Below are 25,594 nucleotides of genomic sequence, written 5' to 3'. Positions count from 1 at the left end.
CAAGCTGGTCTATACCAGATGAGCGAGGAGCAATTATGCCCACCACCAATCATCCAGATGTTGTCGTCATTGGCGGCGGCATTCTTGGGTGCGCCATAGCCCGATACCTGAGCCAGACCTCTGGTCTTAGCATTGTCGTTGTCGAACGCCACGGGCTGGGCGAACAAACCACCAGCCACGCAGCGGCATTGCTGACCCGGGTTCGCCCCCACCGGGTGCTGACAGATATGGTGATGGAAACGTTCCGGGCGATTGACGAGCTGGGAAGCTACCTTGGCGAGCAGTTACCCCTAAAAAAAGTGGGTAGCTTGCAAGTGTCTGCTAAACCGGAAGGTCGGAGACAGATCGAGCAAACATCACAAAGGGCAGAGGATGCCGGTGTCTTGGCGGAACGGATCAGCGCGGATGAAGCTATGCGGCTGGCTCCCTGGCTTGAGCTGACGCCTGATACTTCAGCTTTATGGCTGCCGGATGATGGCTATATTGATCCCTACACCCTTTGCCAGGCCTATGCTGCTGAGGCCAGGCGCAAAGGCGCCCGTTTTCTTCTGAAGCGAGAAGTCAGCGAACTCCTGCAACAAGGTTCGACGGTTACGGGAGTGCGCCTCGCCGATGGTGAGACGATTTCTGCCGGAACAGTGATTGACGCAGCTGGCCCCTGGAGTACTGCGCTGGCGATGCAGGCGGGGATCCACCTTGGCATGGCGCCCGTTCGCAGCCATTACTGGATATCGTCGCCGCACCCCAAAATTCCCCCACATGGCCCGATGGCCATTCTGCCTGACAGTGGCGCCTATGCTCGTCCGGAAGTGGGCGGGTTGTTATTTGGATTGCGGGACCCGCAATCGGTCGTGGCTCACCCCAAAGCGTTACCGGACAACCTCCACGGCTTTCGTTTCGATACCGACCCAACCGGCGTTCTTGCACTAGAAAGCGGCTACGAAGCCCTCCGTGCACAGCTTGCTTTGCTAGACGAGTTACAGCTGGCTCACTACGTGAGCAATGTGTCTAGCTACACACCTGATGGGTTTGCCCTGCTGGGGGCGATGCCTGGTATCGAGGGATTCATTGCTGCTACCGGCTGCTCTGGTGCAGGCATCGGCATGTCTGCTGGGATCGGCCGGTTTATTGCCGAACTCGCAACCCATCAAAAACCCTTCGTGTCCTCCGAACCGTTCCGTCTGGATCGCTTCGGGGCCGTTGATGCCTACAGTCCCGATTTCATCCGCCGCTGTGCCGATGCTCGCGCCCGGAAACGCACCGGCTAATTCCTATGGAGACCTCCATGACTCAAAGAGATCCGTATTTGCTCACTCCCGGTCCATTGACCACCAGCCTCTCTGTTAAACAGGCCATGTTGCACGATTGGGGCTCTTGGGATGGCGACTTCAATAGCGTAACAGCCGAAATCTGTGAACGGCTGCTCGACGTGGCTGGCGGCAGTGCCAGCCACGTCTGCGTGCCCATGCAGGGCAGTGGAACGTTTGCAGTGGAGGCCACGCTTGGCACGGTGATCCCCCCAACCAGTAAAACCCTGGTACTGATGAACGGGGCCTACGGTCAGCGGATCAGCAAGATCCTCGACACGCTGGGGCGCCCGTACCTGGCCATTGATAAAGGTGATTATCATCCGCCGCGCGGCGATGAGGTTGCCGCTGTTTTGAAAGAGCATCCCGAGGTTGAACAGGTGGTGGTGGTTCACTGTGAAACCAGCTCCGGCATCCTCAATCCGATCAAAGACATTGCCGAGGTGTGCCGTCAGGCAGGCAAGCGCCTGATCATCGACAGCATGAGCGCCTTTGGGGCGTTGCCGGTCAATGTCGCCGAACTGCCCTGCGCCGCCCTGATATCCTCTGCCAACAAGTGCTTCGAGGGTGTGCCGGGTTTTGGGTTCGCCATTATCGACCGGACCTTGTTGTCGGCGTCAGCCGGTCAATGCCATAGCCTGTCTCTGGACCTCTACGACCAGTGGCAATACATGGAGAAAACCGGGCAGTGGCGTTACACCCCGCCCACCCATGTGGTTGCCGCCTTTCTTCAGGCCCTGCGTGAACACGAAGCCGAGGGCGGTGTGGATGGCCGTCTCGCCCGCTACAGCCGTAACCGTGACCGCCTGGTGGCCGGCCTTCGAGAGATCGGCTTTCAGACGCTGCTCGCGGATGAGTGGTTGTCGCCGATCATTACCACCTTTCTGTCGCCGGACAGCCCCGCGTTTCAATTTCGCCGCTTCTACGAGGCGATCAGGGCTCGTGGTTTTCTCATCTACCCCGGAAAACTCACAGTTGCGGACAGTTTTCGGGTGGGCTGTATTGGCCAACTTCACGATGAGCAGATCGACGCCGCCGTTGCCGCTATCGCGGAGGCCTGTCTTGAGCTTGGCCTTCCAAATCCCCTCCCTGCGCCTGCCGCCGCACCGGATAACCTCGAAACCGTCTGAACCCTGAAGGGAAAATACTATGCATACGTACACCCGCCGATACACCGGGCCGCTCCAGGCCGTGATTTTGGACCTCGCTGGCACCTGCGTGGACTTTGGATCGCTGGCGCCCATCCAGGCGTTTCTGAAGCTGTTTGAAGCAGAAGGTGTCGACCTGTCTGAGGCAGAAGCCCGTGAGCCTATGGGAACCGAAAAACGCGAACATATCCGTCGCTTGCTGGCGATGCCACGAATACGCAAGCAGTGGATTGGTTCCGTCGGCAAGGTGCCGGATAACGCGGATGTTGATCGACTCTACGAAGCCTTCCTGCCTCTACAGATGGCTGCCATTGCCGAACGCACAAAGCTGATTCCGGGGGCCATGGCGCTTCAGGATCGGTTGCGTGATGACGGCATCAAACTTGGCGTGAATACCGGCTATAGCCGCGACATGGTGAACGTGATGCTGCCAGGGCTGATTGCCCAGGGCTTCGAACCGGAAAGTGTTGTTGTGGCTACGGAAGTGCCCCAGGGCCGGCCCGCCCCTCATATGAGCCTGAAAAACGCGATCGAACTGGGTATTACCGCCGTGCAGGGCTGCGTGAAGGTTGACGACACCACCACGGGAATTGAAGAAGGCCTGAACGCCGGCATGTGGACGGTGGCGGTGGTGGCATCAGGGAATGCGGTCGGCCTGAGCGAAGAGCAGTTTTACGCCCTTGATGAGGCTGAGAGAGCGGACATTCTGGCTCGTGGGCATCGTTTTATGGCGACGTCGGCGGCTCACTATGTGATTGACTCCATCGCGGATTTACCAAGTGTGCTCGCCGATATTGGTCGCCGGTTGCAAACGAATGAGCGCCCATAAACGACGGCCAAGGAAACGTCACATTGCTGTCACGTCTTTGCAATCAAATAGCCCTAAGGTAGTGGTGATCGAAACTGGTATAGACCAGAAGGAAAGCACCTCAATCTGACCCGGTACAAAGGAGATTTGCGTGAAACACCTTAAGAAAGCCCTTGCCCTGACCACACTGGTTGTAGCCATGAACGCCAGCGCCCAGACCGAGCTTACCGTTTACACAGCGGTTGAAGCAGAGGATCTCAAGAAGTACGCCGAACGCTTCAATGAGGACCACCCGGATATCAAGATCAACTGGGTTCGCGATTCCACCGGTGTTGTCACGGCCCGCCTGCTGGCGGAAAAACAGAATTCGCAGGCGGATGTCGTCTGGGGTCTGGCAGGCACCAGTCTGTTGCTGCTGAAAAATGAAGGAATGTTGGCTCCGTATGCGCCGAAAGGGCTGGAAAAGCTGTCTCCGAAATTCCGCGACCGCGATGAGACACCCTCCTGGGTCGGCATGGATGCATGGATGGCCGCCATCTGTGTGAACACCATTGAAGCAGAAAAAAACAACCTGCCGATGCCAACCAGTTGGAAAGATCTGACCAAGCCCGTCTATCAAGGGCATGTGGTTATGCCGAACCCGAACTCATCCGGTACCGGCTTTCTGGACGTCTCTGCGTGGCTTCAAATGATGGGCGAAGACAAGGGCTGGGAGTTCATGGACGGGCTGCACCAGAACATCAGCCGGTATACCCACTCCGGCTCCAAGCCCTGCAAGATGGCAGCTTCCGGTGAGACTTCCATCGGCGTTTCCTTTGCCTTCCGTGGTGCCCGTCTGAAAGAACAGGGAGCCCCTCTAGAGCTCGTGTTCCCAAAAGAGGGTCTGGGCTGGGAAGTGGAAGCGACTGCGATTGTCGACGGAACGGACAAAATGGAAGCCGCGCAAACACTGGTTGACTGGTCCATCACTCGTCAGGCCATGGAAATGTACAACGAGGGCTACGCCATCGTCGGCATGCCAGGTGTGGCACAACCGGTCGAGTATTTCCCGGCAAATGCGGATGAGCTGATCATCGACAACGACTTTGGTTGGGCTGCCAGTAATCGTGAGGCCATCCTGACTGAGTGGGCGCGTCGTTACGACGGCAAATCCGAAGCAAAGTGAACTGGCTGGTCGGGCAATAGCCCGGTAAACCAAGGCGGTGCCCGGTCTCGGGTGCCGCGCCGGATTATTCAAGAGCAGGGGGTAGCATGAGCCAGAAAACTCAGGGAAGTCGTCTCAACATTCAGGGTGTAAACAAGTTCTTTGGCGAATTTTGCGCGTTGAAGGATATCAATCTCACCATCGAACCCGGTGAGTTGGTGTGTTTCCTCGGACCGTCAGGATGTGGAAAGACCACTCTGCTTCGCATCATCGCGGGGCTTGAGCACCAGAGTGGCGGGCTGCTCCATCAGGGAGAGACGGACATATCCCTGAAGCCGCCCAGAGATCGTGACTTTGGCATTGTGTTCCAGTCCTACGCTCTGTTCCCGAATATGACGGTAGCCGACAATGTTGCCTACGGTCTGCGCAGTATTGGCACACCGAAGGCTCAGGTCCGGAGCCGGGTAGAAGAATTACTCTCCCTTGTCGGTCTGGAAGATCAGGCCCGAAAATACCCAACACAGTTATCCGGTGGCCAGCAGCAACGGGTTGCTCTGGCACGTGCTCTGGCGCCTTCACCGGGGTTGCTGCTACTCGATGAGCCACTGTCGGCGCTGGATGCCAAGGTGCGCCATCACCTGCGCAGCGAGATCCGCAGCCTCCAGAAACAACTGGGGGTCACTACCGTTATGGTCACTCACGATCAGGAAGAAGCTTTGGCGATGGCCGACCGTGTGGTGGTGATGAACAACGGCGTTATTGAGCAGGTGGGGACACCTCTGGACATCTACCAACAACCCGCTTCGGCGTTTGTTGCCTCTTTCATCGGTGCCATGAATTTCATCGACAGCGCCCCACTGAATGGGCAGCGGGTGAAGGTCGGAAATCGCGAGCTGGACCTGGTTCGGCCGTTGCCCACTGCCGAGGGGCGTGTCCAACTGGCCATCAGGCCAGAAGATGTTCATCTGTTACCCAGCGGAGATGGTGGATGGGAAGGGGAGGTCCAGGCGCTGGATTATCTGGGTGCTTTTATTCGGACCCACATTCGCCTGAGCGACATTGAGCTGGATCTGGTCGTGGATGTGGACCCGCGTTCCGCGCGCCGGCTTGATCTGCAAGTTGGCGGCTGTATATGCCTCAACCTGCCCTCCGACGCCCTGCATTGTTTCGCAGCCTGACGGCTGCGGAGTTCCAAATGTCTGAGTTTGACCCTGGTAAGTCTTCCATGATTGATTCTCCCGCGCTTTCGACACCCACTGCACCCAACTGGCCAACCCTGGCGGAATTGCGCAGGAGGCTTGCAGGCCGTTGGGTGTTTGCACTGCTTTTGGTTACGGGGTGCGCGATTCTGACCCTATTGGTGCTCGCGCCCCTCTACACACTGCTTTCGAAAAGTGTCGAGAACAAGGCCGGAGAATTTGTCGGGCTGGAAAATTTTGCCCATTACCTGAGTTCCGGCGGCATCGAATCCGCGTTCTTCAACTCTCTTGGGGTAGCCGGGCTCAGTACCGTGATCGTGGTTTCGCTGGCCTTCATGGCGGCATGGGCTCTGACCCGCACGCGCTTGCCATTCACCGGCTGGATTCGTGGCGTTCTGGTGTTACCGATTCTGGCGCCGTCGCTGTTGCCCGCGATCAGCCTGGTATACCTGTTCGGCAATCAGGGCATATTAAAGAGCTGGTTGTTCGGCGCTGAGATCTATGGGCCCATTGGCATCATCATGGGCTCCTGTTTCTGGACCTTTCCCCACGCCTTGATGATTCTGTTAACGGCGATGGACAATGCCGATGGGCGGCATTATGAAGCCGCTACCGCATTGAACGCCAGCCCCTGGCGAACCTTCTGGACAGTAACGGTGCCTGGAGCCAGGTATGGGCTGGTGAGTGCTGCGTTCGTTGTCTTTACGCTGGTTATTACAGATTTCGGCGTACCCAAGGTTATTGGCGGGCAGTTTGACGTTCTCGCCACGGATATCTACAAGCAGGTGATCGGGCAGCAGAAATTCGAAATGGGCGCAGTGGTCAGTGTGCTGTTGCTACTGCCAGCGATGCTGGCTTTTGTTGCTGATCGCTACGTGCAGAGAAAGCAGTCTGCAAGCTTCACGGCCAGATCAGCGCCCTATAGGCCCAGACAGGATCGTAAGCGAGATGCCATTGGGGCGCTGATGCTGACGCCGACCTTGGTGTTCATTTTCGCCATCATCGGCATGGCTATCTATGCGTCGTTCGTTACGTTCTGGCCCTACAACCTCGATCTTAGCCTGAACAACTATCAGTTTGGTCGTATGGATGGCGGCGGCTGGGGTGCTTATACCAACAGCCTACAATTGGCTCTGGGCACCATGGTGCTCGGAACGACGTTGGTTTTCTTCAACGCGTGGCTGATGGAACGTACGCCACAGCCGAAGCTTCTGGCCGGCGTATTCCAGTTTCTTTCGCTGCTACCGCTGGCCGTTCCCGGCTTGGTACTGGGGTTGTCTTACATCTTTTTCTTCAACCACCCGGACAACCCGATCAACGGAATTTACGGCACCCTGTTCATTCTGATCCTCTGCACCGTTACGCACTTCTACGCGGTTTCCCACCTCACGGCCGTCACGGCGCTGAAGCAACTGGATCAGGAATTCGAGGCGGTGGGGGAATCTCTCAATGCTTCCCGATGGCGGGTGCTGGTCACGGTCACGTTGCCCCTGTGTTTACCCGCAATTCTGGATGTCGCCCTATACCTGTTCGTGAATGCCATGACCACGGTGTCAGCCGTTGTGTTCCTTTACGGCCACGACTCTCAATTGGCGTCCGTAGCGGTGTTGAGTATGGACGAAGCGGGTGACATCGCCCCGGCCGCAGCCATGGCCATTTTGATTACCGCAACCTGTGCCGTAGCAAAGTTCATTCAGGGCGGGCTGCGTTTCTGGGTCGATCGTTCAACCCGAGAATGGCGGCAGGGCACGGAATGAGCCAGCCGTCTGAAACCCCATGACCATTACGGCGATTGCTATTGTTCTTGTGTCGGCCCTCGCTCACGCCAGCTGGAACCTATTTGGCAAGAAAGTCAGTCCCAGCGGCGCATTCTTCTGGTATAGCACCCTGTGGGGTGCGCTCCTCACCCTACCGGTATTGGTGTATTACTACCCTTTGTTGCAGGAGCTGGGCTCGGGTATCTGGTGGCTGGTGGTTGTTACCGGTTTTTTTCAGGCGACCTATCTCAGCTGTCTGGCTGCGGCCTACCGCCATGGCGAACTGTCGGTAGTTTATCCTCTGGCGCGGTCGTCGCCTCTGTTGATCCTGCTGGTTGGAACGCTTTTTCTGGGCACGGCCGATACCATCACCGGCGCGGCTGTTGCAGGTATCGTTCTGATCGTGGCCGGGTGCATAGTCCTGCCAATGCAACGGTTCCAGGATTTCCATCTGGCCAACTACCGCAACCTTGCCACTCTGTTTGCCCTTCTGGCCGCCGCCAGTACCGCCGGATACTCCCTCGTCGACAATACGGCAACGGCACACATGCGGGAGGTGCTCACCGGAATCGCTCTGGATGCAGAGGTGGCTTTGGTGTTTGTCATCCTTCAGGCATGGTCTGCACTGATATGGCTCAGCATTGGCCTGAGCCTGCAGGCGACCGAACGCCGCCTGCTACGGCAACTGATATCTAACTGGCGTAGCACCATGGCGGCGGGCGTACTGATTCTGGGAACCTACGCGTTGGTTGTCTGGGCCATGGCCTATGCGGATGACGTCAGCTACGTGGTGGCCTTCAGGCAGATCAGCATTCCTATCGGTGTTGCGTTGGGCTGGTACTTTCTTGAGGAACCTCTGCACTTGCCCAAGATTCTGGGAGTGCTGATCATTCTTGCAGGCCTGCTGCTGGTGGTTCTGGGGTGATGGCTCGCCCGCCTACTTAAGGGGAAGGGGAGGGCGAAGCTCTATCAATAAGCACAAGCCAACCCTGTCGCCTGGCGTAGTCTTCCAGAACCGAGTCCGGGTTGACGGCAACGGGATAGTCCACCGAGCTCAGAAGAGGAAGGTCGTTGTGGGAATCCGAGTAGAACCAGACTTTCTCTGGAGTGGCTGATCTGGCGGCGATCCACTCTTTGAGGGCAGACACTTTGCCATTCCTGAATGGGCGCCGGGTACCTATCGTCCCTTTGAGATTGTTGTCCTGCCATTCCACCTGCACGCCTATATCGTCATCAATGCCGAGGTGGCGGGCGATGGGCGAGACCAAGTGTTCTCCCGTTGCGGAGATAATCAATACATCGTGCCCCTGGGCCTTGTGCCAGGCTACCCGTTCCTGGCCGGTTGGCAGTATGCGGGGAGGAATTACCTCGGTGACAAACCGATCAATAAGCGCCTCCACCTGATTCCGCTGCCAACCCCGAATAGGGGCCAGACTGTATTCCATGTAGTCCTGGAGATCCAGGTGGCCGTTAGAATAGGCACTCATAAACGCTCTATCCCTCGCCTCGGAATCGGGGGCGGCATCAATATCTTCAGCACGGAGGAACTCGGTGAACAACTGAGAACTGTCTCCACGAATCAGGGTTTCATCGAGGTCGAATATCGCAAGCATGTAGCACTCCTTTGGTATACACCAGATTGTGCTTCAGGCTTGTTACGGGTTTGTTACGGGAAGAAAAACTCACCCCGAGCGATGACGGCGCAATAGGAAGCGTGCAGGGGTTTTCCTTTAAAATGTTTAGAAATCTGATTGTTAGGTAGATAGGCTTTCAAGATGTTTTTAATTTCATCTACAAAACAATGCACCAATTAGTTTTACAAACTATTAGACAAGGGTTAACTTTCCCTTGCTGCCCTCATTAGCCTGACGGGAGGGCTAGAGGGAATTGGCGATGTCTAGACATTGTGCTGGATCAAGGGGAATCCGCAATTAAAGGTGTCAGGCTTCGCTGTGGAGTAGATCCTGTGAACCGTTTCCTTAATGCACTTAATCTCAGAACAAAAATCGTCGGTACGGCTGTCCTCATTCTTCTGATTTTCTCAATCAGTTCTGGCTATACCCTTTATTCCATGGCGAGTATCGGCAAAGAACTCACTCTGATTTCCGACAAAGATCTTCCCCTCACTCAGGTGATTTCGGAAGTGACAGTCCATCAGTTGGAGCAAACGATTGCCTATGTGGATGCAATCCGCTTCACATATTCAGACGGTGCGAAAAGCGCGTCAGTCAAAGAATCCATCAGTAAATTTCGGACGCTATCGACGGCGGTCGATCAGAAACTGGAGCGCGCGCACGACATTGCCATTGCTGCAGACGAGACTTCGGATGACCGCACAAAGAGTAAATTCAAAAAGATCGATGCCGCGATCAACAATATAGCTGAAGACCATAAGGCATATGAGAAAGAAGTAGAGCGGGCCTTTGACGCATTGCTCACAATGGACTTTGGAGCCTTAGGTTCCTTGGCGCCAAGCATAGATAAGCACGCTGAAGAACTTGATCACGCCCTCGAGGGTCTGCAGCATGAGATAGTCGCCTTCACCCAGCAGAGCGCGGTCATTGCCACCGACCACGAGCAAACAGCGCTAAACACGACTATGTTTCTTGTTGTCATAAGCACGGTAGTGGGCCTTTTGGTGAGCTGGGTCGTCGCTAGCGCCATCGTAAAAGGTATCAGGAAAGCGATCGTGACGGCCTCGGGCGATCTGTCTCAGGGCATCGTAATCGACAGTAGTGACGAAGTTGGCGAGCTACTTGAGGCTATGAACTGTATGCGCCAACAACTGTTGGCCATGATTGGCCAGATTAAAAGCATTACAGCTGAGCTCGCCGCGGCCGCCGAAGAAATGTCAGTGATCACTGAACAGACCGCCCGTACTATCGATGAGCAGGGCAATGAAACTGGGCAGCTTTCAACGGCCATCCATGAAATGTCCGTTACCGCTCAGGAGATCGCACGCAATATCAGCGATACCGCCAACGCCGTCGCCGAGGCAAATGAGCATGCTCACGAAGGACGGTCAACGGTCGAGAAGAGCATTGATGAAATCACTCTCCTTTCCGACGAAATCGAAGTCTCCACTCAGGCCATAAAAAGGCTCGAAGAGACCAGTGCCACAATCGGCAACGTGCTTCAGGTTATCCAATCGATTGCTGAGCAGACTAACCTGCTGGCTCTCAATGCCGCTATTGAAGCCGCCCGGGCAGGTGACCATGGGCGTGGGTTCGCGGTTGTCGCCGACGAGGTTCGGGCTCTGGCCTCTCGCACGCAGTCCTCTACTCGGGAAATCGACGAAATGATCGGTAAGCTGCACTCGGTCTCTCATGAGGCTGTCATCTCAATGGATAATAACCGAAAGCAGGTTAGTAAAACCGTGGAATTCGCCGCCGGCGCCGGCACCAAACTTGCCACCATTACGGAGGTTATGTCATCGATTAACGAGATGGCAACGCAGATCGCCAGCGCATCGGAACAGCAGGTAGGCGTCACGGATGAAATTAACTCGAACATCGTTCGGCTGAACGCGATGAGTGAACAAACGGCTCAGGGCGCCGAGGAGACGGCCGCAGCCGGGCAGGATCTCACCCGGATGGCAAGCGAGCTGCAATCGATAGTTGTGCAATTCAGAACGTGATTGACTCACGTAAAGCATTGCACCGATTGAGGCAATTATGGGCGGATAATCGAACTCAGCACAGTGCTTGTAACCATTATCCGTCGGCAGTCTTAATGGCTTGAGCTTCATTCATGATCCTCTTCGCCCCCTCGCTTCTTCAGCATTTTTCAGTGTCACGTTAGCCACCGACAGCCTTCCTTATATCAACTTCGGCAAGCTTCATTTGGTCGCGCATGATGTCAGCAAAAGACATATTGGGGTTCGCCTCGGCGAGCATGCCAACCTTTATCCAATACTCAGCCTGAGCATTGATAGAACGAACCATAACTGAGCTCGCCTTGCGAATCTCCCCATGCAATTCGTCGCCAATCCTAACGATTCCCATAGCGGACCCTCGATAAGAGTGTGTTTCAAGATGGATTTTTCTTGAGTTCAATCTCTTCTCAAGACGCTTGGTCATCTCAGCGTTCCAAATTTCATCTTTCAGCCCGTGACTTAGAAAAAGGGGGGCTTTGTACCGCTCGATTTCTTTAAGCGCCCGCAGCACCCCTGACAAGAGACAAGAACTTGACACGGCTGTCGTGGTCATGGCGTTTTTTCGTCGGTTCGACCGATCACATGGGAATCCGAAGCGTACTCACCCCCGCCTAGCGCCCGGTATAGGGTAATCCGGTTCTTCAGCCGAAGCAGCTTGTTGTCCACCAGTGCCTGACGGGCGCTGAGCAGTTCCCGCCGGGCATCAAGCACCGCCAGATAGTCATCGGCGCCAACTTCGTAACGAACCTCCGCCAGAGCAAGGGAACGCTCGGTTGCTGCCACCAGATTACCCTGAGCTTCGACCTGCTCATTCAGATAGGCTCGGGAGGCCAGTGCATTGGCGACTTCCTGAAATGCGGTCTGTATCGCCTGCTCATAAAGCACCACGGCCTGATCCCGGCGAATCTCAGCGACGTCGAGGCTGTTCTGCAACCTCCCAGCGGTAAAGATCGGCAGGTTGATACTGGGGGCAAACGACCAGACGCCTGAGCCACCATCGAACAGGCCCGACAGGTCCGAGCTGGCGGTACCGACCGACCCGGTCAGGGTGATGCTGGGGTAAAATGCGGCGCGGGCCGCACCGATATTGGCGTTGGCCGCGCGCAGGTTAAACTCCGCCTGACGGATATCCGGGCGCTGCAACAGCACGGTGGAATCCAGGCCCGCCGGAACAACGGCCAGCAGGTCCACCGCCGGGTCGATCACATTACCTTCCGGCATATCCGCCACCGGCCCGCTGATCAGCACCGACAAGGCGTTGCGATCCTGTTCTACCTGACGTTTCAGTTGTGCCCGATTGGCACGGGCGGTTTCCAAAGCAATCTCTGCCTGACGCAGATCCAGCTCAGCAGACAGCCCTGCATCGAAACGCTGGCGCACCAGATCCACCGAACTTATTTGCGCGCTCACGGTGTTCTCGCTGATGCGCAGTTTCTGATGGTCGGCGAGCAACGTCAGGTAGGCATTGGCCACCTCCGATACCAGAGTGATCTGCGCACTACGACGGGCGGCCTCGGTGGCCAGATAACTCTGCAGGGCCGATTCCTCCAGACTGCGGACGCGGCCGAACAGGTCCAGCTCATAGGCCGCTACGCCAAGCCCGACGCTGTACCGGCTGGTGATTGTGCTGTCACCAGCGCCGCTGAGGTCCCCCGGCACACGCTGGCGGGTGCCGTCGGCATTCACACCAATCTCCGGAAACAAGGTGGCACCTTCAATGCCGTATCGTGCCCGAGCCTCGGCCACATCCAGCATGGCCAGTTGCAGATCGCGGTTGTTGATCAGGGCAGTGGCGATCAGTGCTCTCAATTGTGGGTCCGGAAACAGGGCTTCCCACCCTGGAAGTGTCACCGTCGCCACATCCTGATTACCATCGCCCACAGCCTGAGGTACCGGTGAATCCGGGGTTTGATAGTTAGGAATCATGCTGCAGCCACTCAGGGTGAGAGCGACGGCAAGTGCGGGCATCAGGGCTTTCATGATGGTGTCTCCTGAGGAGCCTGAGTTTGTGTATTGGCATCGTCACCGGCCTGCAGGGGCTCGCCTGAGATCCGGCGCACCAGCACGTAGAACAGCGGGATAAAGAAAATCGCCAATACGGTGGCGGCTACCACCCCGCCAAATACTGCAGTGCCAATGGCCTGACGGGCCCCAGAGCCTGCACCGGAGCTAAGCATCAGGGGCGTAACGCCAAGACCGAAGGCGAGTGATGTCATCAGGATCGGCCGCAGCCGCATGCGAACGGCATCCAGTGTTGCTCGCAGCAGGCCAAGGCCTTTCTCTTCTAAGTCCTTGGCGAACTCGACGATCAGAATCGCGTTCTTGGCGGACAGTCCGATAGTGGTCAACAGACCGACTTGGAAAAACACATCGTTACCCAGCCCACGCAAGTTGGCGGCCAGCACCGCGCCGATAATACCCAGAGGCACTATCAGCATCACTGAGAACGGGATCGACCAGCTTTCATAGAGTGCGGCCAGACACAGGAACACCACCAGCAGCGACAGGGCATAGAGCAGGGGCGCCTGATTGCCGGACTGCACTTCCTGGTATGACAGGCCGGTCCATTCGAAGCCGAACCCTTCGGGTAAGTCTGCCGCCAGCTGCGCCATGGCCGCCATGGCGTCGCCGGTGCTGTAGCCCGGTGCAGCATTACCCTGAATGTTCATGGCCGACACGCCGTTGTATCGCTGCAGCTGCTGGGCACCGTAGGTCCATTCGCCAGTGGCGAAGCTGGCGAACGGCACCATCTCACCCTCACCGTTGCGCACATACCAGTTGTCGATATCGTCCGGCAGCATGCGGTAGGGGGCATCCGCCTGCACATACACCCGCTTGATGCGGCCCTGATCGACAAAGTCGTTAACGTAGCTGGAACCCCACGCCACCGACAGGGTGGTGTTGATGTCTGCCAGCGACACGCCCATGGCACGGGCTTTCTGTCGGTCTACGTCGAGACGGTATTGGGGCGCATCCGGCAGTCCGTTGTAGCGCACCTGAGTCAAGGCCGGGTTCTGGTTGGCCTCGGCAAGCAATTGGTTAGTTGCCTCCACCAGTGCCTGATGGCCCTGACCACCCTGATCCTGAAGCTGGAAATTGAAGCCGCTGGCGACACCCAGTGCCGGAATGGCCGGCGGGTTGAGTGCGAAGATCACCGCCTCACGGACCTGAGAGAATGCCCCCATAGCGCGGCCAATTATTGCGCTGACGCCGTCCTGCTCCAGATCCCGCTCGCTCCAGTCCTTCAGCCGCACAAAGGCGATACCGGAGTTCTGACCCTGGCCGGCAAAGCTGAAACCGGCCGCGGTGAAGACGGATTGCACTGCGTCGGACTCATTTTCTAGAAAGTGGCGCTCCATTTTTTCCAGCACCTCAATGGTCTGTTCCTGAGTGGACCCAACGGGCAGCTGCACCTGAGCCAGCAGGATGCCCTGATCCTCTTCCGGCAGGAAGGCGGAGGGCAGCCGCAAAAAACTGAATGCCAACACGCCGACAATCACGACATAGATGAGGGTATAGCGCCCCCAGCGGCCAATAATTTTCTCCACCCGGCCCTGATAGCGGCCAGCAGCCCGGTCGAAGCTGCGATTGAACCAGCCAAAGAAGCCGCCCTTGGTTTGATGGTTACCCTTGTGGGGCTTGAGTAGGGTGGCACACATAGCCGGGGTCAGGATCAGTGCCACCAGCACTGACAGCACCATGGCAGAGACGATGGTAATGGAGAACTGACGGTAGATGGCACCGGTAGATCCGGGGAAGAACGCCATGGGTACGAAAACCGCTGACAACACAAGAGCAATACCTACTAACGCACCGGTGATCTGACCCATGGACTTGCGGGTTGCTTCCACTGGACCCAGCCCCTCTTCCGCCATGACCCGTTCAACGTTCTCCACCACCACGATGGCGTCATCCACCAGCAGACCGATGGCGAGCACCATACCGAACATGGTTAAGGTGTTTATCGTGAAGCCGAACGCATAGAGCACGCCAAAGGTGCCAAGCAGGACCACCGGCACGGCGATAGTGGGAATCAGTGTGGCGCGGAAGTTCTGCAGGAACAGATACATCACCAGAAACACCAGGGCGATGCCTTCGAAAAGTGTCTTCACCACCTCCACGATGGAAATCTCCACGAAGGGGGTGGTGTCATAGGGGTAGGAGACTTCCAGGCTGTCCGGGAAGTAGGTGCTGAGTTCCGCAATGCGTTCCCGCACTCGGTCGGCTGTGTTCAGGGCGTTAGCACCGGTGGCCAGATTAATGGCTAGGCCAGCGGCGGTCTTGCCATTGAAACGGCCGATTACGCTATAGGATTCGGAGCCCAGTTCGATACGGGCCACATCGCCCAGGCGCACCCGGGAGCCATCCTGAGTGACCTTGAGCAGAATTTCGCCGAATGCCTCGGGGGTTTCCAGCAGTGTCTGTACCACGATGGAGGCATTCATCTGCTGCGCGTCTACTGAGGGCGAGCCACCGAGCTGACCACCGGCCACCTGATTGTTCTGCACGTCGATGGCGGTGGTGACGTCAGCCGGGGTCAGTTTGTATTCGTTCAGCTTGCCGGGGTCAAGCCACACGCGCATGGCGTATTGTGAACCGAACAGCTGGCTCTGGCCCACACCTTGAGTGCGCGATAGCGGATCCTGCACGTTGGCGGCAACGTAGTCGGCGATATCCGCCCGGCTCAGGCTGCCGTCGCTGGAGGTAAAGGCCACCACCATCATAAAACTGTCTGAGGATTTGGTGACCTGAACCCCTTGTTGCTGCACCACCTGTGGCAGTCGCGGGGTGGCCAGCTGCAATTTGTTCTGAACCTGTACCTGAGCGATATCCGGGTCGGTACCGGAAGCAAACGTCAGCGTCAGCGACATATTGCCCGAAGAATCACTGGTGGAGGCCATGTACAGCAGGTTATCGATGCCGTTCATTTCCTGCTCGATAACCTGAGTCACCGAGTCTTCCACCGCTTCCGAAGAGGCGCCGGGGTAGTTGGCGGAGATGGTAACCTCCGGTGGCGCGACCGTAGGGTACTGTTCAATCGCCAGATTGGTGATGGCCAGAGCGCCCGCCAGCATCAGGATAATGGCGATCACCCAGGCAAAGATGGGTCGGTCGATAAAAAAACGTGCCATGGTACTAACCCTGTGTGGCGTCGGGGGACGCGGTTTTTTCGTTGGTGGTGTCTACTGGGGTTACGGGGTTGCCAGCGCGAATCTTTTGCAGGCCGTCGATGATCAGGCGATCGCCGTCCTTCAGGCCGCTGCTAATGAGCCACTGGTTTCCCACGGCCTGTTCGGTAGTGATATTGCGCTTCTCCGCGGTGTCCCCGTCACTAATCACCAGCGCCGTAGCCTGACCGTTGGGTTCCCGGGCGATGGCTTTCTGGGGTATCAGAATCGCGTTTTTTCGCTTCGCCTGAGGCAAGCGGGCGCGTACAAACATACCCGGCAACAGCGCACTCTCAGGGTTGGGAACCAGCGCACGCAGCGTGACAGAACCGGTGGCTTCACCCACCGAGAACTCCGAGAATTGCAGGGTGCCTTCGTGGGGATAGGGGGTGCCGTCCTGCTGCTCGAGGGTGACCGGTGCGCGATCATCGCCAACCGTTTCCAGTGGGTCACTGACCATGGCCGCCCGCAGTTGCTGAAGGTCATCATAGGATTGGGTCAGGTCTACATAAATCGGATCGAGCTGGCGGATGGTGGCCAGCGCAGTGGTCTGGTTTGCGGTGACCAGCGCCCCAGCAGTGACCGAGGAGCGACCGATGCGGCCATTAATGGGAGCCCGGATCGTGGCGTAGTCCAGATCAATACGCGCGCTTTCCAGAGAGGCTTCCGCGGAGGCCACCTGAGCGTTGTTAGCACTCAGGGTCGTGCGGGCCTCATCAACGGTTTGCTGGCTGACGGCCCCATTGCTGATCAGAGATTCATATCGTTTAGCAGTGAGACCGGCCTTGTCTCGGTTGGCTCGAGCATTGGCGAGTTCAGCCTCGGCGCTGGCCAGAGCGGCCCGGTAGCGTTTATCGTCAATTTGGTAGAGCGCCTGACCCGCTTCGACAATTTCCCCTTCCTTGAACAGGCGCTCTTCAATCAGGCCAGTGACCTGAGGGCGAACCTCCGCAATCTGATAGGGAGACGTTCTGCCTGGTAGCTCAGTCACCAGCGTGAACGGCCGTTCTTTTACCGTGATAAACCCGGCCTGAGGAGGAGGTCGCTGGCCGACTCCTTGGGCCGAGCCCTGCTGTTGGCCGCAGGCGGACAGCAACAAGGATGCAGCCAGCAATAGCAGCAGGGATTGCGTAGAATGGCGCATTGTTATAGACCTCAATTGATGAAAAACACTTCAGGACGTATGGCACGACCCCTGGAGCAAAAAGTGAACAAAGTAGGTATTATGGTAACCACGATCATACATACATCCATGAATGTATGTATAGTGGCAAGTACTGTTTTTGCGTAATCTTTACAGGAGCACCCATGGCACGACGCACCAAAGAAGACGCCCTGAAGACCCGGGAGCAGCTGATCGAAGCAGCTGAGACGGTCTTCTATCGGAAAGGTGTGTCCCGCACGTCACTCAACGATATTGCCACTGAGGCGGGGGTTACACGGGGTGCCATCTACTGGCACTTCAAGAACAAGCACGATGTGTTTGAGGCAATGATGGAGCGCCAGAAGCTGCCGCTGGATATGCTAAAATCCATAATGGTCGACCCGGACGAGTCGGACCCACTGGGGCGGCTCCGGGAGTTCCTGTTGTATCTGACTCAGGAAATCGCGCGAGATCCGCGGCGGCGGCGGGCGTTCGAGATCGTGTTCCTGAAGAGCGAATTGACCGAAGAAAACGAACCCCTCGGCAAGCGCCGAAGGGAGAATATTCTGGAGGTGTCCGAGCGCATGTCGGTCGTGCTGCAAAACGCCATCGCCAAAGGCCAGTTACAACCGGGCTTAGACATTGAACGGGCAGTCGTCTATCTGCATGTGCAAATCACCGGCCTGATCTACACCTGGCTACTGATCCCCGAGACGTTTGATATGGAAAAGGAATCCGAGAAGGTCATCGACGCCTATTTCTATTCTCTGCAGAATTGTTTTGGCAAGGAATAAGCGCGGTGTGATCGCGAGCTGGGCTCAGGCAAACTGCCGCTGCAGATTTAACAGACATATTATTCCGTTCGGGATGCGATGCAGGAGTTGGAGCCCGTGGCAAACGTAGCCGGTGATTGTTAGGAACAGCCAATTCCTTTCGTAGCGAGAGGATGTCCGCTACGCCACCGGCAACGACTTACTGCTGCCCCAGTCAGACCAGGAGCCGTCGTACAATGATAGCTGAGTATACCCGGCCAGCTCCGCCGCCAGTAGAATGATGCAGGCGGTGATGCCGGAGCCACAGGAAAACACCAGTTGGTGCCCGTTGCTGGGCTGAAGGAAGGGAGCGAGCTGGGCAAACGTGGACGCCAACTGGCTGGCAGACTTGAACCGATAACCCTCCAGTACCTCTGTAAACGGCAGGTTGAGAGAATGGGGGATGTGACCACCACGCACACCAGGCCGGGGTTCTGGCGCTTGTGCTATGAAACGTGCCTGTGATCGCGCATCGATGACCGTTACTCGCTCGTCCTCCAGATGTTGGAAAACGTAGGCTGAGTCTCGAACCAGAGTACGGTCGAGCTTGCCAACCACGCTGCCCTGGATGGCCGCCTCTGCAACCGGAGCAGAAACGATGTCCCGCCCTTCGGCCAACCACTGCGGCAGGCCGCCATCCAGAACGAACACTTGTTTGAGGCCCATAGCCCGCAGAATCCACCAGGCCCGGGGTGCCGAATAGACGCCCTGATTGTCGTATAACACCACCAGGCTTTCAGGCGAAATGCCCAGCCTTCGGACCTCCTCCGTGAACTGCCCTTCCGTCGGGAACGCGTGAGCTTGGGCAGCGCCGGTATCGCAAAGCGTTCCCTCCAAATCGATCCGGTAACTTCCCGAGATCAACATCGGGCGATCATAAACGATCGGCTCCTTGCCAACGACATTGGCCATGCTAGCGTCAATCAGTACCAAATGTTCGTTATCAAGATTGTCCTGCAGCCAGTCCGTGGTCACGAGAGGGGAAGGCATGGCGTTCTCCGGTCTAGGTCGATATGCATCAGTGAAAAAAGCGACCATTTAGTTATTGAGCGTACGGATCTCTTTCATTTCGGAGGTTCAAGGAAGGTCGGACATTATCTTATATATTAAACCCCCACTCCAACGATAACAGAACGGGGATTTCGATTATCATTTATTTTGGCTTATAAGTAATGTTAATAATACTTTTGACTCCTTCGTTTGACCCCATGGCTTTAGATGCTTTCCTGATTAATATGTTGGGTCGTGATACCGTGTCTTTATAATTTTTAAGAAAACTAAAGTTTTCAGGTAAATTCTCCATGAAGATATAACTGTCGTTATCTATCGGCTTTCCTTCAAGCTTAGAAAGCTTGCCCTTATAAAAATCGACAATCTCCTGTAGATTCCCTGAAGACTCAAAAACTGCGCTCGGCAAGAAGTTTACGCCATTTAATTCATCTTTGGGCATCATCTTAATGGCTTCTTCGGTACTGTGCGATACAATAGTACTGGGGCTATAGATAGGAAGCGTTACCAAATTCTCAGTATTTTGGCTATGGGCTTTAATACTATCAACTAACTCAGCTAACTGGCCCTCAGTCTGCTTTTGCGAAATTGCCACCATTTCCTGAGTCAAAGCCGTGATTTGTTTTTGCTCGGAGGACGTGGGCGCTCTGTCGCCTATTTTATCATAGAGTGCGTCCAGCTTTTCCTCTGCCGGATTGTTCCGGGTACTTACGCTTCTTCTTTGATCTTCTTGTTCGCCGCACTTAGTTAGTTCTTCTTCCGACACGCCAATAACTCTGGCAGCCTCTGCTATATTTGAGGAGCACGACTCGAATTCTTCGATAGAATCTCCACAGCTGGACAGATTTGCATGCGCAGCCTCAAGAATTTTTTCCTCAGTGACTCCCAGACAATCAGCGATGGCTTCGAAAGCACCATTTTCATATTGGCGTTCAACCGCCATTTTCATGCGCTCAATCATCGGGTTCGCATGGCCAACACTGCTAAAAAGAGCGCACGATACGAGGGCAGTTGAAAGGGAGATTCGTTTGACATTGAACATAAAATTCGTCCTTAAGCTTTTACTTCCATTATGTTTTTTCAGTTTGAAACTGTACTCATGAAGGTGAAACTATACCTTAACGATGGCCTTTTTATCCACTTGGCACCACGGGCAATAAGCCTCCGATAAAACACTACCGCCCCTTCCAAGCGGTTTCTCGAGCGCTTGGCGCAGCGTATGCGTAACGTTAAGACAGTTTTTCGTATACCCTCTATTGCCCCCCAGACGCCCGTGGTGATCCCGTCATTTCTCAGAGAATTACATTAGGCATTCGTCCGGTGTCGCCGGACCACAAACTGCTGCGCGTTGTATGGAGCGCTATATGATAGTAATTTTAATAGATGCGTTTTTTTCATGACCCCATACTTCGGCTGTAATAGTGTATGTGCCTATGGGTAACTGTGCCTCCTCAGAGTCAGTTTCTTGACTCCATGTGACGCTTTCGCTCAATGTGGCGCCAGGATTTAAAGGTGTAGCAGTAGGAATAACTGGTGCACAGGCTCGTGGGACAAAACCAATAGATGACATGTTTTCATCAAAGATTTCATAGTCAGCTAAACAGCCATCACCTGTCATAAAGCTAACATCTGAAACGCCGGTATTAGTGATTATTAAATCAAATCTGATCAGCTCACCCTGAGTATAAGTATTTGATGATTGGCTAAATGTATCTGTAGCTGTAATGGTCATTGTGAAATCACTGGCGTCATCAGAATCTTGCAAACAACCAGACAATAAAAATACTAAAATCACAATTATCGAGTTTTTTAAATGTCATATCCTTAATCCTTAATCCCTAATCCTTAGGTTCTAGTATCCGGCTCACGCGCCGGTTTGAAGCCGCGAAGCGACAGAAAATCGGTTGGACTTCCTCCAATAAAATGTACATGCTCCATCAGTTGGCTCCTTCGAACTATATCGGAGTCCGGTATCCAAGGCTACGGTGAACGATTGGTAGGCTGGGTCAGGCCAGTGATTACACCAAGCCCGCCGGCGTTAGAGATGGCAGCCGCCAACTCCGCATAGCCAACATGGTGCGAGCCACCCTGTTTCGCTGGGTCGGCAACAAGGATTTGTTTATGGGAGAAGTGCTCCGGTCACTCTACGAGCCCCTACCCCGTGACCGACCTGACTTTATTGCTTACGCTTGAACGACTCTAAAGCACCGCCCGTCGAACTTTTGCAGACACCCACTCTGAAATAATAACCGTTGCCAGAATAACGAGAAATATTACGGTTACTTGGTTCCAGGCCAATGTGCTCAATGACGATTGGAGTTGTAAGCCCAAGCCACCTGCACCAACCAGCCCGAGAATGGTTGATTCGCGAATGTTGATGTCCCACCGGAAGACTGAAATACCCCAGAATGCCGGAAGGATCTGCGGGATAATCGCGTAATCAATAATCTGGGCACCGGAAGCGCCTGTTGCCCGTATGGCTTCTACCTGCTTCTCATCAATCTCTTCGATAGCCTCATACAGGAGCTTTGCAACAAAACCAATGGAGCGAAGACCGATGGCGATAATGCCTGCCAAAAGCCCGGGGCCTATGATGGCTACTAGCAGCAGCGCCCAGATAAGGGAGTTGATGGAACGGGAGGTCACGATGATCAGCAGTGCGACTGGGCGCACGAAATAGCGGCTTGGGGTGGTGTTGCCTGCGGCCAGAAATGCTACTGGTATCGCGATGATCACACCAATCAACGTACCAAGGGTCGCAATGTTCAGGGTATCCCAGAGCGGTTGCCAAAGTTGGTTGAGGTAGCCCCAGCGTGGCGGAAGCATGCGACTACCAATATCCGACGCCTGACGGGGAGCGTCTGCTACAAAAGCCCAGATGGTGTCTTCGGTCATCAGGTTCCAGCAAAATACGGTCAACGCGACTAACCAGAACCAACCGAGCCATCGCAGCATGTGTTGTTTTGGGGTGCGGAACTGCCAGATCTGCGTGTGTGCTCCGGGCATCATTGTACCCACCGTCGGATATAAGATGAGGAGTACTCCACCACCAATACTATTGCGATGACTATGATTAAAATCGCGCCAGCCGAATCGTATTCGTAGCGATCAATGGCTGTATTCAGAGTGGCTCCGACACCGCCAGCGCCGACGATACCGATAACCGATGACTCCCGGAAATTGATGTCCAGACGGTACAGAGAAAGGCCTATTAGCCGCGGCATCACCTGAGGCTGAACGGCATAGTTAACGACTTGCCACCAACGAGCACCACTAGCGCGAATAGCGTCGATTTGGGCGCTGTCACAATCTTCGATGTCTTCCGCCAACAGCTTGGATAAAAAGCCAATAGAGGCGAACGTTAACGTAAGAAATCCGGCAAAAGGTCCGAACCCGAACATGGCGACGAGCAGGATTGCGATAATGATTTCCTGAAATGAGCGTGAAAGCGTAATGATGCTCCGGCAGAACATATACACCGGAGCTGGAGCCAGATTGCGGGCGGCACCAATGCCGATTGGTACTGAGACCAACACGCCGGCTACGGTGGAAGTCAGAGTCATCGTCAGGCTTTCGATCAGTCCAATCTGGATGTCCCGCCAGCGAGAGCTGAAATCCGGTGTTAGAAACCCCTGAACGAAACGCCATCCTCGTTCTAACCCTTCATAAACCCGAAACCAGTCGACCTCCACCGAGTTGATCGCCAGAACCAGATAGACCACGCTGCCTGACATGATGATCCAGCGCCAGCGTTGGCTTTTGAGCAATACTGGCGGTCGCTTCCAAGTTCGCGAAGAGCTGATATTACTGCTCACGAGCTCACCAGCATTGGCGAGCTATCTAGAGAGTTATTTAGGAGGGTATCGTCGTCTTGTGGTTCATTGGCCTGCTGCATCTGGTCCCAATCCTCGGCACCGTAAATACGAGTGAGGGCCTCGTGGGATAAGGCTGATGGCAAGCCGTCAAATACCACCTTGCCAGCCTGTAAGCCGATGATTCTATCTGTAAAATTCTGAGCCAGCACAACATCGTGAATATTGATGATGGCCGGCAGGTTCATTTCCCGACAAACGCTCTGGATTAGCCGCATAATTTGGCGGGAGGTTTTAGGATCCAGTGATGCGGTAGGTTCGTCTGCCAGCAAAAGTTCCGGATTCTGCTCCAATGCTCTGGCAATACCTACGCGTTGCCGTTGCCCTCCCGAGAGTTCATCAGCCCGTTTGTTGCAGTGATCACCCAGTCCCACACGGTTCAGTAAACTGAAGGCCTGATCAATGTCAGACTGAGGGAATCGGCGTAGGAAAGATCGCCAACTGGAGACATAACTCAATCGTCCAGACAACACGTTCTCCATCACCGTAAGACGCTCTACCAGCGCGTACTCCTGAAAAATCATACCGATACGTCGGCGAGCCTGACGCAAAGCCCGGCCGTTGAGGGTGGTCAGCTCGGTTTCACCGAGGCAAACGCTGCCAGCGGTAGGCTCAACCAAGCGGTTGATGCACCGAATCAGGCTTGATTTGCCAGCGCCAGAGGGACCAATCAGTCCTACGACTTGACCCGCAGGTACGGAGAAACTGATATCGCTCAGCGCTCGGTCGCCGGTTTTGTAGGTTTTTGATAAGGCTTTGAGTTCAAGCACAGTTTGTTGCCATGGCTGGTAATTAAGGTCAGTGGGTTGGCCACATCTTGCGGCATGGTCAACCCACTGACGACGGTTTGCGGTCTGAGCTCTTAGCGGCAGTTGTACACGACACCGTTGGCATCATCGATCTTACGAATGACTTCCCAGTGTTCCTTAAAAGTAATTGGGATGAACTGGGCCTCACCTGACTTAGAGAATTCCTCTTCCAGAGACGAGCCTTCCCAGTTGAAGGAGAAAAACGCCTGCTGAATCTTGTCTTGAAGTTCTGGTGTCAGGTTATGTGCGACGCCGTATCCAGTGGTGGGAAAGGTCTGGGACTTATACAAAGATACAATCTGCTCTTCTTTGATGACGTCCCGGTTCAGCATGCGCGACATAACGGAATTGGCCACTGCAGCAGCGTCGTAGTCTTTATTGGCAACCCCAAGAATGGAGTTGTCATGCTTGCCAGAAAACACCGGAGTGAAATCTCGGTTTGGTACAAGGTCATAATCGGCTTTCAGAATCGCAGACGGCGCTTTGAAACCTGAGTTTGAGGTTTCAGAGGTAAAGGCCAGCTCGCGGTCTCTTAGCCCTTCTACATCAGTAATGCCGGAATCCGGATGGGTGATGATTTCCATTTCGTAGCCAAATGACCCATCAGCAGAAGCCATGATGGTGAAAGGGCGGAAACCACCGCATGCAACGGCTATCGGATTGGAGCCGGTATTGAAACCGGCAATATGGAGGCGTCCGGCGCGCATGGCTTCGATTTGTGCAGCGTTGGATTGAACTGGGAAAAACTGGATTTTTTTACCCGTTTTCTCAGACAAATGGTCGAGAAAGTCGGACCAGGCTTCAGCGTAAACAGAAGGGTCCTCAACCGGCGTGTAAGCAAAAATCAGAGTGGAAGGGTCGACCTGCTCGGACTTAGCAGGGATGTCTGCGATTAGGTCGCCGTCTTGGTCACTGTACCGGGAGTCCAATTTGAATGCGCCCTGCGCTAGCATTGGGGTCATTAGCGCTGCGCATGTTAGTGTCATCAACTTATTCATAGGTGTGTCCTTGGGTCATGAAACTATTATCAGCCAGATACTAATTAGGGATTGTTATGGTTGCGTGACATCGTCAAGGGATCGAACCCAAAAGTCTGTGTCACGCAATCTCGTTCAACCTAGAGGGATCGGCTGATCAGGTGCATGCGGCTGAATGAGACTTTTAAAGCCCCATACAATTGGCGTAGTGAGTGGTTGTCGCAGGCCAGTCTGAAAAAAGGCCTATTACACCTATTTCCCGAGCCAGCACATCAATCACTGTATAAATGTCGCCGTCGTTGTTTATTGCATCGCTGATACTTTGGTAATACCAGCCACCACCTTCATTTAATGGCCCACTGCGTTCCAATGACCAGCCAATCAAATCAAGGCCTGCAGCCTTAGCGTTGAGTGCATATTCAGATGGAACAATCTTTTTGTGGGCGTCTAGAGTTAGCATTTTCCAAAGTGCGGGTGCCAGAATAGGAACCCCTTGTTGGGTAAGGCTTTCCATATACGCCATAGATGTGTTCTCTGGGTCGTTACTTTTCTCATCCAGAAATACGGCTTGGCGTCCAAACTCAGGCATTTGATTAACCCAGAATACGACATCATCCAATAGGAATGACTGCGGCCATACATCCTCGGGGCTCACACCAGCAGCGGTGTATTCATTGATCATTTGCCGGGCATAGTCTTCTTGCGTGTAGTCGCCCTCAAAAGGCATTTCGACCACCGGTGTTTTCAGCTCGGGGGTGAACTTAAGGCCCAGCTCTTTAATCAGTT

21 protein-coding genes and 3 pseudogenes are annotated in these 25,594 nt (G+C 55.0%); 9 read left to right on the top strand and 15 right to left on the bottom strand.

The genetic code is table 11. The features are described 5' to 3' along the window. Positions 1-35: 35 nt before the first annotated feature. From ACTHYN_RS12100 to ACTHYN_RS12070, 7 genes are all read left to right on the top strand, one after another. Positions 36-1,268: an NAD(P)/FAD-dependent oxidoreductase gene (locus ACTHYN_RS12100; protein ID WP_441812704.1), complete on the top strand. Its 1,233-nt coding sequence runs from the start codon at positions 36-38 to the stop codon at positions 1,266-1,268. Positions 1,269-1,285: 17 nt separating this feature from the next. Then, on the top strand, positions 1,286-2,437 hold the full coding sequence (locus ACTHYN_RS12095) for a 2-aminoethylphosphonate--pyruvate transaminase (protein ID WP_441812703.1): 1,152 nt from the start codon (positions 1,286-1,288) through the stop codon (positions 2,435-2,437). Positions 2,438-2,456: 19 nt separating this feature from the next. Beyond that, complete coding sequence (gene phnX, locus ACTHYN_RS12090) at positions 2,457-3,284, top strand: phosphonoacetaldehyde hydrolase (RefSeq protein WP_441812702.1); 828 nt, start codon at positions 2,457-2,459, stop codon at positions 3,282-3,284. A gap of 130 nt (positions 3,285-3,414) precedes the next feature. Then, the gene (locus ACTHYN_RS12085) at positions 3,415-4,428 is read left to right on the top strand and encodes a putative 2-aminoethylphosphonate ABC transporter substrate-binding protein (protein ID WP_441812701.1); all 1,014 of its coding nucleotides are present in this window, start codon (positions 3,415-3,417) and stop codon (positions 4,426-4,428) included. Positions 4,429-4,514: 86 nt separating this feature from the next. Beyond that, positions 4,515-5,585, top strand: coding sequence for a putative 2-aminoethylphosphonate ABC transporter ATP-binding protein (locus tag ACTHYN_RS12080; protein ID WP_441812700.1), 1,071 nt, complete (start codon positions 4,515-4,517; stop codon positions 5,583-5,585). A gap of 17 nt (positions 5,586-5,602) precedes the next feature. Further along, positions 5,603-7,363 (top strand): putative 2-aminoethylphosphonate ABC transporter permease subunit, encoded by a 1,761-nt coding sequence (locus ACTHYN_RS12075; RefSeq protein WP_441812699.1) that lies wholly within the window; start codon positions 5,603-5,605, stop codon positions 7,361-7,363. Positions 7,364-7,382: 19 nt separating this feature from the next. Then, on the top strand, positions 7,383-8,288 hold the full coding sequence (locus ACTHYN_RS12070) for an EamA family transporter (RefSeq protein ID WP_441812698.1): 906 nt from the start codon (positions 7,383-7,385) through the stop codon (positions 8,286-8,288). A 16-nt stretch (positions 8,289-8,304) separates the two neighbouring features. Here the strand turns inward: ACTHYN_RS12070 and ACTHYN_RS12065 are convergent, their stop codons facing one another. After that, positions 8,305-8,976, bottom strand: a complete 672-nt coding sequence (locus ACTHYN_RS12065) for an HAD family hydrolase (RefSeq protein ID WP_441812697.1) — start codon at positions 8,974-8,976, stop codon at positions 8,305-8,307. A 353-nt stretch (positions 8,977-9,329) separates the two neighbouring features. Here ACTHYN_RS12065 and ACTHYN_RS12060 point away from each other — a divergent pair, with 353 nt between their 5' ends. Beyond that, positions 9,330-11,000, top strand: coding sequence for a methyl-accepting chemotaxis protein (locus tag ACTHYN_RS12060; protein WP_441812696.1), 1,671 nt, complete (start codon positions 9,330-9,332; stop codon positions 10,998-11,000). A 160-nt stretch (positions 11,001-11,160) separates the two neighbouring features. On the opposite strand, the gene ACTHYN_RS12055 is transcribed toward ACTHYN_RS12060, so the two are convergent. From ACTHYN_RS12055 to ACTHYN_RS12035, 5 genes and pseudogenes are all read right to left on the bottom strand, one after another. Next, the gene (locus tag ACTHYN_RS12055) at positions 11,161-11,367 is read right to left on the bottom strand and encodes a ParD-like family protein (protein WP_441812714.1); all 207 of its coding nucleotides are present in this window, start codon (positions 11,365-11,367) and stop codon (positions 11,161-11,163) included. Positions 11,368-11,373: 6 nt separating this feature from the next. Continuing rightward, positions 11,374-11,571 (bottom strand): annotated as a pseudogene (locus ACTHYN_RS12050) (dienelactone hydrolase family protein); the annotation flags it as partial. After that, positions 11,568-12,998, bottom strand: coding sequence for an efflux transporter outer membrane subunit (locus ACTHYN_RS12045; protein WP_441812695.1), 1,431 nt, complete (start codon positions 12,996-12,998; stop codon positions 11,568-11,570). The gene ACTHYN_RS12045 and the pseudogene ACTHYN_RS12050, both read right to left, overlap by 4 nt. Further along, positions 12,995-16,150 carry an efflux RND transporter permease subunit gene (locus ACTHYN_RS12040; protein ID WP_441812694.1) on the bottom strand — a complete coding sequence of 1,052 codons (3,156 nt, stop codon included), beginning with the start codon at positions 16,148-16,150 and terminating at the stop codon, positions 12,995-12,997. Before ACTHYN_RS12040 ends, ACTHYN_RS12045 begins: the two co-directional genes overlap by 4 nt. Positions 16,151-16,154: 4 nt before the next feature. After that, positions 16,155-17,330 (bottom strand): efflux RND transporter periplasmic adaptor subunit, encoded by a 1,176-nt coding sequence (locus tag ACTHYN_RS12035; protein ID WP_441812693.1) that lies wholly within the window; start codon positions 17,328-17,330, stop codon positions 16,155-16,157. Between the two features lie 164 nt (positions 17,331-17,494). On the opposite strand from ACTHYN_RS12035, the gene ACTHYN_RS12030 reads away from it, so the two are divergent. After that, the gene (locus ACTHYN_RS12030; RefSeq protein ID WP_441812692.1) at positions 17,495-18,124 is read left to right on the top strand and encodes a TetR family transcriptional regulator; all 630 of its coding nucleotides are present in this window, start codon (positions 17,495-17,497) and stop codon (positions 18,122-18,124) included. Between the two features lie 159 nt (positions 18,125-18,283). Here ACTHYN_RS12030 and ACTHYN_RS12025 read toward each other — a convergent pair whose 3' ends face one another. From ACTHYN_RS12025 to ACTHYN_RS11985, 9 genes and pseudogenes are all read right to left on the bottom strand, one after another. Next, entirely contained in the window at positions 18,284-19,132 is an 849-nt protein-coding gene (locus ACTHYN_RS12025; protein ID WP_441812691.1) for a sulfurtransferase, read from the bottom strand. A 163-nt stretch (positions 19,133-19,295) separates the two neighbouring features. Continuing rightward, positions 19,296-20,192 (bottom strand): hypothetical protein, encoded by an 897-nt coding sequence (locus ACTHYN_RS12020; RefSeq protein WP_441812690.1) that lies wholly within the window; start codon positions 20,190-20,192, stop codon positions 19,296-19,298. A gap of 318 nt (positions 20,193-20,510) precedes the next feature. Further along, on the bottom strand, positions 20,511-20,882 hold the full coding sequence (locus tag ACTHYN_RS12015; RefSeq protein ID WP_441812689.1) for a hypothetical protein: 372 nt from the start codon (positions 20,880-20,882) through the stop codon (positions 20,511-20,513). A 263-nt stretch (positions 20,883-21,145) separates the two neighbouring features. Next, a pseudogene (locus ACTHYN_RS12010) lies at positions 21,146-21,265 on the bottom strand (nitronate monooxygenase); the annotation flags it as partial. Between the two features lie 84 nt (positions 21,266-21,349). Continuing rightward, on the bottom strand, positions 21,350-22,159 hold the full coding sequence (gene phnE / locus ACTHYN_RS12005) for a phosphonate ABC transporter, permease protein PhnE (RefSeq protein ID WP_441812688.1): 810 nt from the start codon (positions 22,157-22,159) through the stop codon (positions 21,350-21,352). Continuing rightward, a complete protein-coding gene (phnE, locus tag ACTHYN_RS12000) occupies positions 22,156-22,965 on the bottom strand; it encodes a phosphonate ABC transporter, permease protein PhnE (protein WP_441812687.1) in 810 nt (269 codons plus the stop codon). Before phnE (ACTHYN_RS12000) ends, phnE (ACTHYN_RS12005) begins: the two co-directional genes overlap by 4 nt. Then, positions 22,962-23,792 carry a phosphonate ABC transporter ATP-binding protein gene (phnC, locus tag ACTHYN_RS11995; protein WP_441812686.1) on the bottom strand — a complete coding sequence of 277 codons (831 nt, stop codon included), beginning with the start codon at positions 23,790-23,792 and terminating at the stop codon, positions 22,962-22,964. Before phnC ends, phnE (ACTHYN_RS12000) begins: the two co-directional genes overlap by 4 nt. Positions 23,793-23,884: 92 nt before the next feature. Continuing rightward, positions 23,885-24,829 carry a phosphate/phosphite/phosphonate ABC transporter substrate-binding protein gene (gene phnD, locus ACTHYN_RS11990; protein WP_441812685.1) on the bottom strand — a complete coding sequence of 315 codons (945 nt, stop codon included), beginning with the start codon at positions 24,827-24,829 and terminating at the stop codon, positions 23,885-23,887. 163 nt (positions 24,830-24,992) lie between these two features. Beyond that, positions 24,993-25,594 (bottom strand): annotated as a pseudogene (locus ACTHYN_RS11985) (glycerophosphodiester phosphodiesterase family protein); the annotation flags it as partial.

Source organism: Marinobacter sp. (assembly GCF_052091845.1).
Taxonomy (GTDB): domain Bacteria; phylum Pseudomonadota; class Gammaproteobacteria; order Pseudomonadales; family Oleiphilaceae; genus Marinobacter.
The sequence above is the reverse complement of the archived record's forward strand: the minus strand, read 5'-3'. Positions and strand labels throughout refer to the sequence as shown.